The 17,018-nt window shown below is 53.2% G+C and carries 16 protein-coding genes and 1 pseudogene; 7 read left to right on the top strand and 10 right to left on the bottom strand.

The window, feature by feature from the left end; genetic code table 11:
• Positions 1 to 371 precede the first annotated feature (371 nt).
• Positions 372 to 1,070 (top strand): DnaA N-terminal domain-containing protein, encoded by a 699-nt coding sequence (locus ACR0EL_RS16135; RefSeq protein ID WP_480501077.1) that lies wholly within the window; start codon positions 372 to 374, stop codon positions 1,068 to 1,070.
• Positions 1,071 to 1,125: 55 nt separating this feature from the next.
• Here the strand turns inward: ACR0EL_RS16135 and ACR0EL_RS16130 are convergent, their stop codons facing one another.
• Both ACR0EL_RS16130 and ACR0EL_RS16125 read right to left on the bottom strand, forming a co-directional pair.
• Positions 1,126 to 2,133 (bottom strand): nucleotidyl transferase AbiEii/AbiGii toxin family protein, encoded by a 1,008-nt coding sequence (locus ACR0EL_RS16130; protein WP_480501075.1) that lies wholly within the window; start codon positions 2,131 to 2,133, stop codon positions 1,126 to 1,128.
• 2 nt (positions 2,134 to 2,135) lie between these two features.
• Positions 2,136 to 2,732, bottom strand: coding sequence for a DUF6088 family protein (locus ACR0EL_RS16125; protein ID WP_480501073.1), 597 nt, complete (start codon positions 2,730 to 2,732; stop codon positions 2,136 to 2,138).
• A gap of 301 nt (positions 2,733 to 3,033) precedes the next feature.
• Between ACR0EL_RS16125 and ACR0EL_RS16120 the strand changes: the two genes are divergently transcribed.
• The 4 genes from ACR0EL_RS16120 to ACR0EL_RS16105 are packed head-to-tail and all read left to right on the top strand — an operon-like array spanning position 3,034 to position 5,437.
• Positions 3,034 to 3,753 carry a hypothetical protein gene (locus tag ACR0EL_RS16120; RefSeq protein WP_480501071.1) on the top strand — a complete coding sequence of 240 codons (720 nt, stop codon included), beginning with the start codon at positions 3,034 to 3,036 and terminating at the stop codon, positions 3,751 to 3,753.
• The gene (locus ACR0EL_RS16115; RefSeq protein WP_480501069.1) at positions 3,750 to 4,898 is read left to right on the top strand and encodes a helix-turn-helix domain-containing protein; all 1,149 of its coding nucleotides are present in this window, start codon (positions 3,750 to 3,752) and stop codon (positions 4,896 to 4,898) included. Before ACR0EL_RS16120 ends, ACR0EL_RS16115 begins: the two co-directional genes overlap by 4 nt.
• Before the next feature lie 2 nt (positions 4,899 to 4,900).
• Entirely contained in the window at positions 4,901 to 5,107 is a 207-nt protein-coding gene (locus tag ACR0EL_RS16110) for a DUF3892 domain-containing protein (RefSeq protein WP_480501067.1), read from the top strand.
• 15 nt (positions 5,108 to 5,122) lie between these two features.
• On the top strand, positions 5,123 to 5,437 hold the full coding sequence (locus ACR0EL_RS16105; RefSeq protein WP_480501065.1) for a hypothetical protein: 315 nt from the start codon (positions 5,123 to 5,125) through the stop codon (positions 5,435 to 5,437).
• Positions 5,438 to 5,662: 225 nt separating this feature from the next.
• Here the strand turns inward: ACR0EL_RS16105 and ACR0EL_RS16100 are convergent, their stop codons facing one another.
• The 3 genes from ACR0EL_RS16100 to ACR0EL_RS16090 form a co-directional block, all read right to left on the bottom strand.
• Positions 5,663 to 7,453: a retron Ec67 family RNA-directed DNA polymerase/endonuclease gene (locus ACR0EL_RS16100; RefSeq protein ID WP_480501063.1), complete on the bottom strand. Its 1,791-nt coding sequence runs from the start codon at positions 7,451 to 7,453 to the stop codon at positions 5,663 to 5,665.
• A gap of 205 nt (positions 7,454 to 7,658) precedes the next feature.
• Positions 7,659 to 8,651, bottom strand: a complete 993-nt coding sequence (locus tag ACR0EL_RS16095; protein ID WP_480501061.1) for a hypothetical protein — start codon at positions 8,649 to 8,651, stop codon at positions 7,659 to 7,661.
• 677 nt (positions 8,652 to 9,328) lie between these two features.
• Positions 9,329 to 9,877, bottom strand: a complete 549-nt coding sequence (locus tag ACR0EL_RS16090; protein ID WP_480501059.1) for a hypothetical protein — start codon at positions 9,875 to 9,877, stop codon at positions 9,329 to 9,331.
• Positions 9,878 to 10,288: 411 nt separating this feature from the next.
• Here ACR0EL_RS16090 and ACR0EL_RS16085 point away from each other — a divergent pair, with 411 nt between their 5' ends.
• Positions 10,289 to 11,323, top strand: a complete 1,035-nt coding sequence (locus ACR0EL_RS16085) for an AraC family transcriptional regulator (RefSeq protein WP_480501057.1) — start codon at positions 10,289 to 10,291, stop codon at positions 11,321 to 11,323.
• Between the two features lie 53 nt (positions 11,324 to 11,376).
• On the opposite strand, the gene ACR0EL_RS16080 is transcribed toward ACR0EL_RS16085, so the two are convergent.
• The 4 genes from ACR0EL_RS16080 to ACR0EL_RS16065 all read right to left on the bottom strand — a co-directional run bounded on the left by ACR0EL_RS16080 (position 11,377) and on the right by ACR0EL_RS16065 (position 13,645).
• On the bottom strand, positions 11,377 to 11,562 hold the full coding sequence (locus ACR0EL_RS16080) for a hypothetical protein (RefSeq protein WP_170410355.1): 186 nt from the start codon (positions 11,560 to 11,562) through the stop codon (positions 11,377 to 11,379).
• A 98-nt stretch (positions 11,563 to 11,660) separates the two neighbouring features.
• Entirely contained in the window at positions 11,661 to 11,942 is a 282-nt protein-coding gene (locus ACR0EL_RS16075) for a hypothetical protein (protein ID WP_170410353.1), read from the bottom strand.
• A gap of 222 nt (positions 11,943 to 12,164) precedes the next feature.
• Complete coding sequence (locus tag ACR0EL_RS16070; protein ID WP_480501054.1) at positions 12,165 to 12,578, bottom strand: hypothetical protein; 414 nt, start codon at positions 12,576 to 12,578, stop codon at positions 12,165 to 12,167.
• Positions 12,579 to 12,718: 140 nt separating this feature from the next.
• Positions 12,719 to 13,645, bottom strand: coding sequence for an autotransporter outer membrane beta-barrel domain-containing protein (locus tag ACR0EL_RS16065; protein WP_254429686.1), 927 nt, complete (start codon positions 13,643 to 13,645; stop codon positions 12,719 to 12,721).
• Positions 13,646 to 13,823: 178 nt separating this feature from the next.
• Here ACR0EL_RS16065 and ACR0EL_RS16060 point away from each other — a divergent pair.
• A pseudogene (locus ACR0EL_RS16060) lies at positions 13,824 to 13,940 on the top strand (ATP-binding protein); the annotation flags it as partial.
• Between the two features lie 478 nt (positions 13,941 to 14,418).
• Here the strand turns inward: ACR0EL_RS16060 and ACR0EL_RS16055 are convergent.
• Positions 14,419 to 16,944, bottom strand: a complete 2,526-nt coding sequence (locus tag ACR0EL_RS16055; protein ID WP_170511042.1) for a cation:proton antiporter — start codon at positions 16,942 to 16,944, stop codon at positions 14,419 to 14,421.
• Positions 16,945 to 17,018: the final 74 nt, after the last annotated feature.

Here is a 17,018-nt window from a genome sequence, read left to right as displayed (position 1 = left end):
TGCTGCTCTTGTTATATCACGAATACCTTCTAATAACGCGATTTTCGAAAACTGCAAAACGTAAAGAACGGAATTTCCGCTTTTTCGCCTCCGACTCTGTAAAAACGGGAGGTATTTCGAAAGCGAAGCTATGTTTTGGTGACAGGCAGCGATCAATTACCAGATATATGGTGACACTCGACCCCCAATAGGGTGACAGTAGAGTGTCACCCATATCCTATTAACCGAATTTTCTTTTGATTTTGAAGAAAGAATCGGCCATCCTGTTTTTCAAAGCCCGTTGACAAACTACGGGATTTCATCACACTGAACCCAATTGATGGAATCGGTCAGCGAAACCGATCCGCTCGAGGCACAGTGGCAGTATCAAAATGGAAATAAAACGATTTACAGGATATCAGGCCGGTTCTCAGAAGTACGATCTTTTGACTGCAATCTCTGTTGCAGGATTGAATGGCACACCCGGCTTTCAATGTTCGATGATGCGGCTCATTGCGTTGATAACGGCCCGATACAATTGGCGCACTGATGAGCTGACGGTCGGGCAAAAAGAAATGGCCCGCCTCTGGTCCGTGGACGAACGAACCGTCAAGCGAGAGATTAAGCGATTGACGGATTCTAATATTCTTCTACAGCTTAGGCCTGGGGTTAGAGGCCGCGTTGCAGCGTATCGACTCAACTACGCAGAGATTTATCGCCTGAGCGAACCGGTTTGGCAAAATGTTGGTTCTGATTTTGTATCGCGCATGGAGACACAAAGCCCAAAATCAACCGAAAAGGTTGTTCATGTTCAGTTTGGCCAAGAAAGACCAGCAGCTGTTGAACATGAAGGACAAGACCTTCAGGACCCGTGGGGCCGGGCGCTTCGGCGCCTATCAGAATCTGAAGCATTATTGTTTGAAAGCTGGTATCGCGAACTCAAATTTGTTGAAACGCAAGATCAAACGATCACCTTGCGCGCACCCAGCAAGTTCATCGCGCAATATATTCAGTCTCACCATTTGAAACCTTTGCTTGGAGCGATCCAGCTCGAGTTTGGGCGAATTCATAAAGTGTGTCTGCTCGGCTAACAATCCAGTTTTGAAGCTCGCGCGCTGTGCCTTGAGACCACCAAAGTTGCTGATTTCAACCGTTGAGTTCGGCCTCGAACACCCCAATGATTTTCAGGATGTCATCGAACAAGGGGGTATCCCCGATGATCATTTCTTGCATCCCCACATAGTCCCGGCGCAGCGCTGCTTTCAGCTCAGGGTTTGGTAGCAGTCTTAGAGATCCAGGCCTGGCATTCTCGTAGTTAGCCCAAGCTGCTTTGAAGAAGACGGACTTATGGTGTGCAACCTGATCCAGCAGGTCGATCTGTTCGATAGCGCGAGAACGGGACTCGTGCGTGATCAACTGAGCCATGTCGTAATAGTGGCGCGACATACGGTCAGCCAGAGGTTTGGTGATGTCTTGATGATAGAGCATATGCAGGATCGTGGCTTTTTCCCAGAATGTGCGTTCAACACCCAAGACCTTCACATCAACGTCGCCCGCCCCCAACAGGTCTGGAAAGGCCTGATGCACATAAGGCGATATCTTGCGGGACTCGGCTGGTAGGTGAACCCCACGGGCGCCAAATTCGAACCGTACCACCGGTTGGATGTAGCCGCTGGCCGCACTGGTCTCCGATGGATAGGCGAAAAGCAAAGTTTGGGCATCATTTGGATCGACTGACAGGGAAAAATGCTGATCCAGCGCGGCGCCAAACTTGACCTCGGTTTCTTTCAACAGCGGACCTGAGACTACCTTAGTGGCCGTATCCTGAAGTTCCTGCAGCAGTTGCTTTTGTTTTTTGCCGGAAAGGGCAGGGTGCTCGGGGTCACGTTCGCCCTCAAACCCGAGCTGCGCCCGGTCGAGAGACAGATCCACGTCTTCTGAGAACCGATGGATGATGTCATAGGCCTTGGATAGCGATGTCCCGCCCTTGAAGATCATGTGAGCGCCAAAAGAGGGCAGGGCGAATAGATGTTTCAGTGACCAACAGACCCAGAAATCCTTCTCGACGATTGCTTTGGACAAACCAAGCTGTGCGGCCGATTCCTGAAAAGCCTCCTCACGGTTCTTTGGAGTATCGTTGGCAAACTGGTCCACGATCAGTTCCGCGCCACGATTTGCTGCACCACCGGGTGCATCCAGGCCGGTACATATCTACTTTGTTTTGCGAGCAAGGCGCGGTCCTTAATATCCAGATTGCGGGCCAACGTGTCGACAACACGGCTATCCACCCGGTTTTTGCCAACATAGCGTAACGCCTGAAATACGGCGCCGGTTTTCTGGCCTGCACCAACTAGCGTTTTGGATGATGCATTTCGAAACTGGATGACTTGTCGACCAATTGTCTTGGTGCGGGTCGGGCCGTCGGTCATATAAGTCGGCTTGGACGGCACTTGGGTCGACAGCCCCAACTGGTTGGCTGCCATGGCAGGGGAGGGCTGTAGAACCTGGTTGTCTTTGCGTGCAATCGCTTTGGCTATGTCATCGGCTGACGGAGACAACAGCCCTATTCGGGCGCTCTTTCTCGGATAGTCATAAAGCCCACGCGTTAACCGTCGGATCATCCCTTGATCCGCCAAACGCGACAATGCCTGATCCACGCTTGCGCGGGAGCCAATATCCAGAAAGTCGGTTGGCGCAAAGATTGCGCCCCGGCCTTTTCCGATGATGCGTTGTCTAATCGATGAGGTGATCATAGCTTTCTCCTTGTCAGAAAATATAGTACTTTTTTCTGACATTCAAGTTAGGGGAATATCTGGGTGTTTTTGTAAGTAGGGCGGGAAGCCGTCATTCGCCGCGTTTGCCCAATGGCAAGCTTCTCGACACGGAAGCAGCCATTCGTCGTTGAGTGGCCAGTAGGGCCTGAACATTGCAGGATCTTGCCAAGCACCGAGGGTATCGTCGGAGGGCGTCAGTTACCTTTTCACGCGCCAAGAGTCTTGTCACTTGGTATTTTTTGTGAAACATTCCGCGTAACTTTGATTCACAGGCTGACTTATGTACGACAAAGAAATTCTCAGCTTGCTCCAGCGGGACCTTCGCGAGCCGTTCATTGAGACAATGTTCGATGCATTGCGCGGTGCCTACGCCGCTGCCTACGATGACATATCGCAACCGCCAGGAGGTTTCGTGATCCAGCGTCCCAGTGCAGAATGGGACCCCGTGGATCTCCAAGCCGTTCGTGATGGTCGTCGAGATAACGGCATGAAAGCTCTGATGAGGTCCTGCAGCGACCATGGCGCGCCGTATCAGTTGAAAACACTGGCCTGTAACGGGCAGAAGATCGTGGTTGGCCAGCTTGGTCAACTGCTCGTCCTGGCAGAACCAATCGACAATCTGAGGGCGCGACCGGAGCACGCAGCTTACAAAGCGGATCTCGCTGCATCACATTTCGCCGTGCGCCAGCTTGAAATGGATCTGCGTGACGGCTGGCGGCAAAGAATAGATGCGCGAAACACAATGCTTGTGGTCATTCAGCACGGCATGAGGGTGGGCGGCTTCAACCGGCGCGACACCTCGCTCGCCATGATGCGTCTTGCCGTACCAGATGCATCATTCGGATCGTGGCTTTTCCAAGCAAACGTCATGAATGGTGAGTTGGGCTCCGTTCTAGGATGGACCCAAGTTGAGAAGGTGGGAGAAGCCCGCCCGAAACAGGAGGACCGGGTCGTCGTTTCGTTGAAGCGCGGTTTGGGAGAAAGAGACATTGAGCTATGAAAAGAGTGGAAGGTTTCGTCAGCGAAAGACTGACGCAAGCAAGAGAGGCCCATGGCCTTACGAAAGCAGCGCTGAGCGGCATGCTGGAGATCTCGCCCAATGCGCTGACGGCATTGGAAACAGGGGTGTCGTTGCCGCGAGCAGAGACATTTGAAGCTATTGCGGAAAAAACGTCGTTCCCGAGGCAGTTCTTCTTGCGTCCCGCTCCACCCCCTATGAGCGGGCCAGTGTTTTGGCGGCGGCAAGCCTCAGAACCACTGCGCTCCCAAGGTAAGACATCGCAGAGAATTGAATGGGCCGCGGAGGCTTTCTCGGTTCTTTCTGAATATGTTGACTTCCCGGCTTTCGATCTTCCCCGGTTGGCAGAATGGCCGGGGAACTGGGCCAGTGTCACAAATGAGCAGATTGAGGATTTAGCCGATCATTGCAGAAACGTTTGGGGATTGGGCTCATACCCTATCCCGGATGTTTGCCTCGCCTTGGAAAACATGGGTATCCCAGTTCTCGCCTTCGAAATCGAGAACAGTAAACAGTCTGGGTATTCCCGCTGGGCAGATCACATTGAGCGGCCTGTCGTCGGTGCGAATACCCTTGAATCATCTGCAGTGCGTATGCGGTTTAACCTTGCGCACGAGCTATATCATGTGCTGGCGCACTTCGGTTCAGTAACAGAGAAGGAAGTTCGTCACCCGCAAACCTACCAAGCTATCGAGAAACAAGCCCACAGATTTGCTGGTGCGCTGCTGTTTCCAAGAGACGCTTTCCTGAAGGCAGTCCAGTATCCGTCACTGGAGGAATTCGCATCACACAAACAAGAGTGGGGCATTTCTATTCTTGCTCAGATCAAACGGGCTCAGGACCTTGGCGTTTGTGACTCAGACTGGGCCCGTGCGCTGAACATTCGTGCGTCGAAGAACGGTTACCGAGGAAAGCGCGGCGAGCCTTTCGACAAGGAGATGCCTTTGGAAAAACCGCGCATGCTTCGAAGGGCAATTGATGCAGTCGAGGGTGGAGGCGAGCTCTTGCTGCAGCAAGTTCGTCGCAGGCTTTCTTTGTCGCGTCGAGCAGAACAAGAGATTTTTGGGCGTGTATTGGAGACAACGGGCTCGAATGTCATCCAATTAAAGAACGCAAGGCAGGAGTAGAGATGACCAAAATTAAAGGCAAGAACGATGGCCCTGGTGGGCGCAACGAACACTACGACATCGGGAGGCGAAAGAACGTTCCTCGCAGAAACGTTGTGGCCGAAATCAAGAGAGGCGAGCATCAAGATGCACACGTCGTGAAGATAAATGGCCGCGAATACGCCCGAGATAATCCAGACAAATCCAAGAAAGACAATGTAAACCGATAAGGACGGGTCCGGCCGGTGGAACTAACTTACCCGATCAACTTCATCGGCCACGATGAGTGGCTGCACAGCGGGTACGAGCCAAGCTTGTCGCAGGGCGACGTCATTACACGTGACGGCGAGGTTATAGGCAGTTGGTGTGTGATGGGGTACGACCCCAACGATGAGTATTCTAGCGGCAGGTTTGAGTTCACCGCTCTTGGCGAAGAGACGGTCAAGTTTACGGAAGAATTCGCTTCGCTGGATGTGCGTATGAGCCGGGGCTTTGCATTATCAACTCTCACTAAAACCATCAGGGATTGGTACGAAGTTAACAATTCTGAGATCTCTTGATGCAGCGCCTTTAGCAATTTCCCTAGCGACCGGTAAACCGAGACTGTGTTGTCCCTCGATCTTCGGTTCGGACAAGTCGCATGTGAAATCGCGGGTCTGAAGACGCAAATCATGACTGCGCGGGTCCATCGAACGGAGGCAATCAAAAGCCGCAATGGGGCGTCTTGGACCGAGGATGAATTGGGGCTACGGCGCGCCATTCTCAATGAGATTGTCGGTGAGAGATTACGGTGTTGCAGTGCCCGTGGGTGGCGGCGCAGATGCCGCAGCGGCTGCCGGCGCTGGCGTTGCGCTCGGAGCCGCCAGAATGGTTGCATAGTGCTTTAAAACAGCTTCAATGCGCTCCAATAGTTCTTCGAAGCCAGAAAAATCGACGGTACTGGCATTCGCCCGCACGACCGATTCCGCAAAGGCCACCTTGCCGTAATGCGTGTCATCACCATGATCCTTCTTCGGATCAAAGGATTTCCCGTTCAGCTTGGTTGCCAGCAAGGCTGGCTGGAACAAGTCTTCGATTTCTCGCGGATGGGGCGTAGCGCCTTCCGGCACCTTCACGAGGTACAGGTTTTCGCCGAGATAATAGAAAGGTTCAGTCGTTGCCGTTGTGATCTTGGTGCCGCACTTCTTTTCAGCGTTCTTGAAGACCGTCTTGGGGCCATCATCATTGTCACAGAGGATGATCACGGGGTTGGCCATCGGCTTGTGAGCGTAGTTCTTCAGGTTTTTTGTGTAGCTGGATAACAGCGAGGATTGCCCGGCAGCGCCGTGGCCGAGGTTCAAGATATCCTGCGACGTGCCGGTGGGCTTTAAGAAGTGCACCAGACGGACAACCTTGCCGCCTTCCTCTTTTCCAAGGAGCGGAAATTTCTTGACCAGCGTGCGGATAGCGCATTGCAGATAGGTGATATCCGAGATGCCTTCGGTCACGATGAGCGGCGCATTGGGCGCGGCAAAGTACTTGTAAAACAGAAACTTCCGATAGAGGTTTTCGGGCGCGCGCGGTGGGTTAAACTCACCTGCGGCTTTGGCCAGCTTGTTAATCCTTGGCTTACGGTCTCGCCGCGCCTTAACGAAATAGATGTGCGATAGCGTCCCCTCCAAGGGGTTCAGATTGTCAGTGACATCTGCAGGGTCATCGCTCGGCTTGAAATAGTATCCTGTCTGGAAGAGCGAATTGCACATGGACCGCGCAGCGCGGTAGTAGTCCTGATTGATATTGGCTTTCTCGTTCACCACCAGCCCTGTGACGGTCTGGCGCGAGCGGCGCAAAGACATGCGCGTCTTCACCGGATTAATGAAGAACCCGGACTTCTCAATTTCCTTCCTAAGCGTCTTTCCGACCTCCCAATCAGCGCCGTGTACGTTCACGGCAATTTCGGTCGGGAAGAGCTTCTCGTTGGTCGAGAAGGTTAGATCATCGGCGTAGCGCGTATATGTGCAGCGCGCATCGCGCGCGAGCGCGAGAAGCCGCGAATCCAGGATATTTCCGATCAAGTTCGATATGACCGGCGAACAGGGGCTACCCTGCGGCAGAGCATTATCGTGGCATGCAATCTGGGCGATGATCGTGGCAATTTTCGGCTCCAGGGAGAACATAGAGTCGTGGATGAAAAAGCCGCGAACTCGACCGAAATTGATCGTGCCGAAGAAGTTCTCCAAATCGAGATTGAAGACGAAGCGCCGCCGCCTGTGTACTTCGGCGTTGGAGACGATGGTGCGCCCCTGATGAAAGCCATGCGAGGCAAACCAGAAACGCCGGTCAGTCTTCTTTTTCTCGTGCACGCAGGCATAGAGCAATTCGGCAAGGCGGGTCTGTAGCAAGGCAAGCTGCGGCTCAGGTGCATGAATAGCGCGTACACCGCCCGATTTCTTCGGGATATCGAAAGAGCGGTACTTCTTGGCTGAGTCCATCTTGTAGAGGACGTAGCTGACGCCTTTCGGGGTGAAGCCAAGCAGCTTGGCAAGGTCTGTGAGGCTATTTGCTTCTTGTAATTTTTCTAATGAACTCAAATGCATGTACTCTGATTCAGGTGCTTACGGGCACTCTTATGCGAGCGTCGGCGATACACCGAATAATCGAAATACCGCAAGGGAACCTGAAGGTAAGCAGCCTGCCTACCATTGTTGTCATTTGCCGCGATGCGCAGCAGGAAGTCTGCCCGTAAGCCCTTCAACTATAGCAAGAAAATTCCCACGCTAACAAGTGCTGGTCTAGCGACCATCAGAAAGGGATTTCGTCGTCTGACTCTGGCTCCGGCGGCAACGTAGCGGCGGGAAGCGGCGTGTTCGTTACGACATAAAGATTCAAGATATCATCCCGGTCCATGAACATGACCTGGGAGCGCTTGGTCGCGTCCAACTTGGTGCCGAGCCAATTCTTCGCCGCCTTGGTAATTTCACCGCCGCAGGCGATGAAGGCATGATCGACCAGGACGCGGCGCGAGACTTCGGGATCGAAGACCTCATGGCCCAGCATCATGGTCGTCTGGTTGAGGATTTCGGCGATATTTGCATTCGTCGCGCCAGAGCGCCCTGAGGCATCCAGCTTGCCCTTCTTGGCTTGCAGCCCGAAGTAAAGCACATGCTGCGTCGGCAAGACGTAGCGCATCCACAAATCCTTTCCGTATTCTAACGCTTTGTCCTTGTGCCCAGAGACACTGATCCGGTGGAAGCCAAGCTGCCGGAAGAGCGGGACGAGCACATCCTCGATGAGCTGATCTTCACTGCATTTTTCCAAAAATGCCTCCAGCCGCTCGCGGCGCTGTAGCTCTTCCGCGGAAAGCGGGCGGTGCGGATTGGCTTGCGGCGCGAGGGCTTGGTTAGTCCTGGTGTGGCGGAGATAGCAGATACGGTCATCACCGTAGAAGGCTTCGAAGTTTTCCCGCGCGAGAGCCGCGTTTAGCATCTCCAGAGCCTTCGGCCGGTCGCCCGCCTCGTTTTGGGCATCGCCTTGGTCCATGAGCGTTTCAATTACGCGTAGGAAGCTGTCCGGCGGCGAACGTGGATCAGAGCTCGGCTCGGCCAAGATGGTCTCCAGGGTACTCGCAACCCACCATTTCCGCGTGGAGCCGTCATGGACGTAGTCGGTCTCGGCGTCGGCGAAGAACTCGGTCAGATAGGAGCTACTGCGATACGGAAAAACAGAAGTGTCGCTTTCGAAATTGCCGCAGATCATGTCTGCAATCTGTTCCAAGGTGCGGCGCTTAAATTTCAAGTCTAACCTTCGGCATAAAGTCGGAATACTACGGAGTAGGAGTTTCTGCGGTGTAGCATAATACACGTGCATCGACTGACGAACGTTAGATCGGCATAAAGACCCAGTAAAGGCCTGATGCTCCAACACATATTGCCGGGTGGGAACCAAGGGAAGTGTCTGCTCTCGCAAGGCCGAGAGGCAACATCGGACCCTGACGCGAATGTCAGCTCTGCGAGCTGCGAGCGCAGCATCCGCTAAGCCGACCAGACGGCGGCTTTGGGCCGTTTCCCATCTAAGAAAGGTTAGCCTGCCAACGAGATGGTGCGATCACGTCGAGCTGCTTCGAATCCCTGATCGAAAAATAAAGTGAAGCAAACCAATGATAGTCAATCTGTGCGAGTGGTTTGAGGTATTTGCTTTTTTTGGTCAATCTCAGCAGAGTATTCGAATATTAAGTGCAAAGTAAGGAACACCGACGTTCTCGAAACACGAAATATCGGCATGACACTGACTAGAAGATGGTTCTGAAGGTGTAGACGCCCCGCTGGCCTCGATGTGCCATTATGGGCGCCTTGTTTCTGGTTGCAACAGATCCCGTCAGACAGGCTTTCGTTTGGAACCGGAGTTAGGCCAACCCTAATACAGGGTGGCCTTTCTGTTTTGCAGTGGAGTGTTTACCGATAATACCTCCAACTCTAGCCGCCGTTGTAGATTTCGTAGCACTCGACTGGGCCGATTCTACCATCCAAACAAAGAATGTCATATATGCCCTCAATCGTACCCACAACCTCAGCCCCGTACCCTGCTGCAACCAGAAACAGGGCGCCAAGGAGGTATCGACCATCTTCTTCAACTTGACCTGGCAGCAGCCCCTCCTGAGTTGGCCCCCAATTCAGGTGCGTGCCGTTTTCGAATGCGTATCCAGCAGTATCAGTTCCGGTCAAACCAACATTGGACAAGTCCCAGCTCCAATTCGGATTTATTGCGGGATACTGTTGAGGAGAGTACCGGTTGTTTTGACCCAAATGGCGCTCTGACAGCATGTCGAAGCTAAAGCCAGACGATTGCGTGGCTTGAAAGGTATTGGCTATCCCATCAGCGCGATTGTTTTTTTGCGAAGCTGATGAGTGAACTTTGGGCGCAAAACCGCGTTGGCCATGTTCGCGCAACGGACCAGCCGTGGATGTTCCAGCGCTCAGGATAATGGCAAATGCGGTGATGCATGTAATCAGTGTCTTTTTCATATCGTGGTCCCTCTCGGTTGAGCGTGTCTGATACGCTGAAGATGGAACCAACTTGGCAATTTGCGGTTCTGGTTTATTGTGGTGGCACGTCAAGCTTTTGAGAAAAGCCTTCAAGTTGACGCCGGTTAGCTTGTCCTTCCAAGATGGAGAACACCCATGGCGTTTAGATTGGTGTGGCTGAATCCGTCTGCAAAACTGATGCTTTCCATTTTTGATTTCTTTGCGTTGCGGTTACATCTCCAACCTAAGAACACTGCGACTTTGGGTATTGTGAGAAGAGCTCAGGTTTTGTCATTTCCCGTCGGGTCGCGCTGATGCTGCTTGGCACGGCTGAGGCTCCCAGTTTAATATTTTCGGAAACAACAAAGCGCGGATTGCAAAAGGCGCATCAGTCTCGGGCGGTATTGCGGCATGAAAGAGAACCAAGTGAATTCTGACAGCCAATCCTGGAATGTTCCGGGTTTCGGGGTGCATCACATCGCCAGGCTTCTGGACAACCGCGGCTCGGATATTATTGCGCTGCTGAGATTGGCCAATTTACCCGTTGATCTTCACCAAACACCCCCGAATTTTGTTGATGTCCGCAATGAGCTCCGCCTTTTGGAGCTTGCCATGGAAGAGACCAGAGATCCTTTGTTTGCGATTTCGGCGGGCAAGACATTCAACCCCAGAAAAACTACCCTTCTTAGCTACGTTGTCTTGAACTCGCCGACGGTTGGCGAGGCAATCGAAAAGGCCGTGAGTTATGCGCGCTTGGCGCGCGGCTTTGCCAAATTGTCGTTCTATGAAGAAGAGCGCGGCATGTTCTTGGAGATAGACTCTGCAGCCCAACTGATGCGTGCTGATGGCGCTCACAACGAGTTTCGGATTTCCGCATTCTTGACCAGTTTTCAAATTGCAGCCGAGGCGCCTTTGCCTGTTCTGGAGATACGGTTTCCGCATGAAGTGACCGAAGAAAAGCACTCTCAGATCTCGGATGCCTTGTCGGTCAAGGTCAAACAGAGCCAACGCGTTCCAGGTATCCTGTTCGAAAAGGCAGTGATGGACATTCCGATCAAAGATACGGACCCGGCATTGCTATTGCACCTTGAAACACATATGCAAAACTTGATGAAGGACCTGCCCCCAGCCATCGGTGAAACAAGCTCTTTGGTGCTGGGCGAGATAACGTCGCGACTGTCTTTTAGCGCACCGACACAGGATGAAATTGCGAATACGCTTGGGATGAGTGTCAGCACACTTGGGCGCAAGCTTTCGAAAGAAGGAACGACCTACAAACAGCTGTTAAAGGATACACGACACAGACTTGCAGAGCAGTATCTTGATGATCCCAAGCTCAGTCTTTCAGAGATTGCATTTGCGCTCGGGTATTCTGATCAGGCCGCGTTTACCAATGCCTACAAAAACTGGACAGGCCAATCCCCGGGGAGTGTTCGAGCGGGCTAAGGTGCCTGTCAGCTAAACGTCCTTTCAGGCACCCTTGTTAAGCTATTGCACGTCTAGGACCAAGCGTCCGAGCAAGAGTCGCAGTTGTCGGAGTTCGACAGCTCTACGTTCACATGAAAGCCGGAACTGGCAACATTGGTGGTTTGTTGAGTGTTTTCACTCAACGGACCCGCCATGGACATTCCAGCACTCAGAATGATGGCGAACGCGGTGACGGATGTAATCAGTGTCTTTTTCATATCTTGGTCCCTTTCGGTTGAGCGTGTTGATAAGCTGTGTGGGTATTCAACTCGACAGTTTCTGCGCCCGAGATTCAGAGAATCTCAGGCCAGAACACCTATTGAAATACACTGTAGTCTCTAGACCACTGATAACTACCGCCGGGTCCTTTTGACGACAGAGTAGTTGGCTGTTCACCGGTTGCTGCATTGGCAGGCACTTTATTGGCTTGGTGATAATCGGCGGTCGTATCAGCGAAGTTGTCGGTTGGCGAAGTTGCCGGGCTAAGATGCTGCGCGTGCCCGTTGTGGCCATGGCCAATCGATGGGTGTGCCGAGGACATTCCAGCACTCAGAATAAGGGCGAACGCGGTGACGGATGTAATCAGTGTCTTTTTCATTTTCCTGGTTCCTTTCGTTTGAGCGTATTTGATACGCTGTGTGTGAAACCAATCTGGCAATCTGCAGCCCAGAATTATTGCGTTAGCACGTCATAGTTTTGAGAAAACACATCAAGCTAGCGCAGGTACTCTTTTTTATTCAGGGTAGAAGCAAAACGTTTTTGAACCGGGCACGTCCGTTGAGATCGTTCACACTGCTGGGTCACTTGTGACATCGCTGGCTTAGCGCACCATGTGTTTGACCACTGTACCAGCATCAATGTCCAAAACGTTTCTAAGGTTTGTTCGATCAAAGCTGAACTCAGGCACGTCGACGTAATGCACGTCAATAGTGATGTCACATTCTGTTCCTTTGTTCCCATTTGCCCAAAGGTCCGAGCATTCTTTAGACACTATTGAAGGTGCCCCGGAACTTCCTGCAGTCGACGTCGTACCCTGCAATTGCGTTATTGAAGCGTGGGGTTTTACGTCAATCATGTTGCCCTTCCCGTCAGAATGGAATGCTTGCGAAACCGTTGAGCGAACATCATGGGCCTGTGCGCTGGGGCCATGGCCATTCCGCGGTCCAGCCATCGACGTTCCAGCGTTCAGAATAAGGGCGAATGCGGTGACGGATGTGATCAGTGTCTTTTCCATTTTCCTGGTTCCTTTCAGTTAAGCGTGCTTGATACGCTGTGTGTGAAACCAATCTGGCTATCCGCGGCCCGGATTTATTGCGCTGTCTCGTCAAGGTTATGAGAAAAGACATCAAGCTCAGGCCAGAACCCTATTTCGCTTTAGAACTGAAGCTCGAAACCGATACTCCAGCCAAAGCTGTAGTCATCCGAACTGCTTCCCAATCCGGTTTCACTGGTGATCTCGGCATAGAGTTGCGAGTAGTCGGACAGAGGGACATTACCGCCTAAAGTCAGGGCGGCAGTGTTCTGACCTCGCTCGGTGAATACAGTGTTTTGCCCAAACACCAGCGAGGTTGCGTTGTTGAAGGTATGGTAATAATCGATTTGACCATGCAGCATCGAATTGTTTGCAAGGGCATGTTCTGCGCGCAGCCCGACCCGGGTCGTCACCGTGTCACCATCTACAAGGGAACCGATCCAACCACCATCGACCCGGTCAGGGACATCGTCCATGCCGATATCGCTGTACATAAATTGCATTTGCGGGGTGAGTGTCCATTCGTTCGGCAGTATGAACGATTTGCCCACTTCAACAGATATCTCATACCCACTGCCGTTGGCATCCACGGCGGCCCCGCCGTTGGGGCGTATCTGGCCGTCGAAATACCCGTAGCGAAGCTGGCCGTCGAAATAGAGCAGACTGTCTGCCACCCATAGCGCGCTAAGGGTGGCATCGTAAGCGTCGGCCGAGATATTGGCGCTCGCCCAGTTGGTCCCGACATTCGAGGACAGGCTACCGATGCCAAACTCCAGGCCGCCAAACAGCTGTCCGCCTGCGACCTCACCCAAAAGCAAATTCGCGCCATATTGCAGACTGCCGCTGTTCGTCGTCATCTCGCCTTCACCGACATCATAGCTGTCGCGTTTCCCATCGATCTCAACCCAGAGCGTTGGTCCTGAGGTTGCAGTCAACTCAGTAATCGCATGCTTGGCGGTGACGGCTTTGGAGCCATTGCTTTGCGCGGCACTGCGGACATTCTGAAGAAACCCGCTGAGGCTGTCACGCGACGGCGCAGCTATGGACATTCCAGCACTTGCGATAAGAGCGAACGCTGTAGCGGATGCAACCATTACCTTTTTCATCTTGTGATACCTTTCTGCCAAACGTGTTTGTTGTGCGGTGTGCAATCAATCTGGCAATACGCGGGTCAATTTTATTGCGCTGGCAGGTCAAGGTTTTGAGGAAAGGCATCAGGTTAACGCCGGTTCGCCGCGCCTCACCGGTGCCTTGCTCGACCGGCTGACCCACCATGTCAGCATTCTGGAGATGAACGGAGAAAGCTATCGCCTGGCACAGAGCAGGGCTCAGCAGAATTCCTAATACACAGAAAAGATTGGTCCTGGCGGACCAGTTGGAAATTGCTAAGCTAACACAAAGAATCCGCTGCTGGCCTATCTTCGGGCAGGCCAGTTTCATTTGTTTGCTTTTGTTGGCAACGGTAGCAAAGTCCGCATCCTGTGAATTCGCAGAAGTCGGGATTTTACATTTGCAGCGAATGGCAGCAAAGCGGGCTGCGCCCGCAGAAAATCTGTGCCGTGCTGAATGTCGGCTAAGGGCCGGACCTGTCACAGATCGCTTACCCGTCCTTCTTACAAAGTCGCACTTCGTGGCTGGTGCTATTAAATATGGAGCTAGGAAACTGGGGCGATTGTCCGGGATGTTGAGAGTAGTGACGGTTTTTCGAGTGAACAAGCTTCTGATAGGAGAAGACCATCGACAAAACAGAACCCGACTGGTGCCCATGAGACAACACCGTTGTTTCCGCGGCTCCTTTCCAATTGATGATCTTTCAAGACAATTAACCCTGTTCAGAAAGCCCTGCACGCTGATCCAAGTCCAGCACCGCAGGGTCTATCATGCGGTTTTTTGCGCTCATTCTGACAGAATTCCGCATGGCTTCACTTCGGCGAAGCAATCGACGGAAACGCGCCTCGTCGAGCAAAAGTAGTGTCGAGGGCGCCAACGCCCGCACGTTAACGCGACGGGGCCGTTTCAACAGCATGGCCAATTGCCCGAACATTTCGCCACGACCTAACCGCGTAGTGTGTCTGCCTAACTCCACTTCGACTGCGCCAGAAGCGATGAAGAACACACTCCGGGCGAGTTCATCTTTGGAGATGATGGTTTCACCTGCATTGGCATAACGGGTACGCAGTGCTCTGCTGAGTTTTCTCAGTGATGCTTTGTCGAGATCAGAGAATAGCGGAAACTGCCTGACCAGATCCCGTCCTTTGAGGGCGATGTCCAGTACCGGACGCCCTTCAGTTAAGGCACGGCGTGCCGCCATTTCCTGCATCAACACCGAATAGAGTTCTTCACCCACCAGGCCGTCTTCGCGCATGACCGTGTATTCACGCTCTTCCAGTCGCAGCGCAGTTCGTCGGATGAACCGCCGCTCCAGTTTTTCGGCATAGCCTGGATATTGTAGCCGCAAACCATCAAGCGCGGTCTCAACCGCCTCGGATCGACGTGCCAACAGATCATCGAGCAATTCCGCAACCCGGCGGCCGTGAATCCGTCGTATGCGGCCACGGACAAACCCGTCGAGATCCCGCAGGATCAGGCGTTGCATGAGCAGTCTTTCAAACCGATCCGTTGTGATACGCGTGAGTGGAAACGAGATTCGAAGCCGGTTGTGCAGAAACACAGCGATCCGGAAAGACTTGCCGTAAACGACGGACCGATTTGACGCGCGTTGATAGCCGATCCGGCCTCCGGTCCGTGCCCCTTCAATGAGTCTATCCGCGTCGGACAGAACTTTTTCACTCAGAACCGACGACATGGTGCGCTCTCGCATTCGGGCCAACACGGAATCTCGCTCCGCACCGGCCAGTGCAATCAGGCCAAGCGTGATCCGGTCACGATCAAGGATCTGAGCGCTGTCTTCGGCGGCCTTTACAGCTTCATCGAGGCGTTCGCTGAACTGTTTGGCTTCGGTTCTGACGATATCGTGAGTCAGGTTGTAGTTTTCTGCGGTGCGGGACACGTCCTCGCGCACTGATTGCAAGGCGACCGCGACCACCTGGCGTGATAGTGCCGTATCAAGCGGAGAGAGCTTGTCGAGCCCCAGCTTTGTGATCACCGAGCGCAAGGTTGTGCCCTGAATAATCAGCGTAAACAGTGTAAAGCCTGTGGCCAGGATGCCAACCAGACGCTTGGTCTCGAGCGGGATATGCGTGCTTTCGGTGACTGCCAGCGCCAGCGCCAGAGTCACGGCACCCCGCAGCCCACCCCACAGCATCGCGGTGCGATAGGGGCGTTCCACAGCCGGCGACAGACCGATTGTCGTAAGCAATGGCAACAACCCGAACAGAACCGCCGCCCGCGCGAGTGTTGCAGCAAGAACCACCACAGCCAACAGGCCAAAGTCAGACGGTCGCACGCCTTCCAACAATCTCGGTATCAGCAATGCTGCAAGAATAAAGATCAGCGCCCCGGCCCAATGCGCCAGAAGGTCCCATACTTCTTGCAGATTTGCCCAAGCGACCGGTGACACTCGACCGGGGCCGGTCAGATTGAGAGTAAGCCCTGCCGCCACAACAGCGATGACACCCGAAGCACCGATGCTTTGTTCAGCAACGATATAGGAGAGATACGGCAGCGCAACGGAAACTGAAATTTGCGCCATTTCCCAGCGGTCTACGAAAGCCATCAGCCAAACCGTCATGCGCGCCATGAGCCAACCGGTGAGTACTCCGCCTAAGATCAACAGAGGAAATTGCCCCAAGGCTTCACTTAGTAAGGGATCGGGTCTTCCGAGCATGACAAAGCTCATGAATAGCCCGAAAAGAGCAATCGCTGCGGCATCGTTGAGAAGGCTTTCGCCCTCGATAATTCGTGACAGCCTGCGTGGTGCGGAGATGGATCGAAAAATGCTGACAACCGCCGAGGGATCAGTTGTCGACACAATAGCACCGATCAACAGGCAGGCGGCCAGCGGCAACGTACTTACCCAACTGAGCGCGTAGCCAATAGAAAGTGTAGCCACAATCACTGCCACAACGGCCATCATCAGGATGGGCATCCAGTCGTCCAGCATCCTGCGTAGGTTCATGCCGAGTGTGGCCTGAAAGAGCAACGTTGGCAGGAAAACATAAAGGAATGCGTTGGACCGGATCGGCAGATCAATGATCGCTTGCGCCCCAGGATTCAGCGCATCCGTCAGGTCAGTGTTGAGAAAAAAGGTCGCGCCAAGCCCGATCACCACCCCCAGGACGGCGAGAATAACGCTGAAAGGCAAGCGCAATCGAGCAGCCAGTGGCTCCGCCACGCCGATTACAACAAAAAGCGAAGTGATGATGGTCGTAATTACGACTATGTCCATCAATACCTATTACCTGAGAACTCGAACTAAGGGAATCCAACCTTCAAACCGGATCGACCCTGTGGGATCAATGT

This window comes from Ruegeria sp. AH12, from assembly GCF_056541465.1.
The sequence above is the reverse complement of the archived record's forward strand: the minus strand, read 5'-3'. Positions and strand labels throughout refer to the sequence as shown.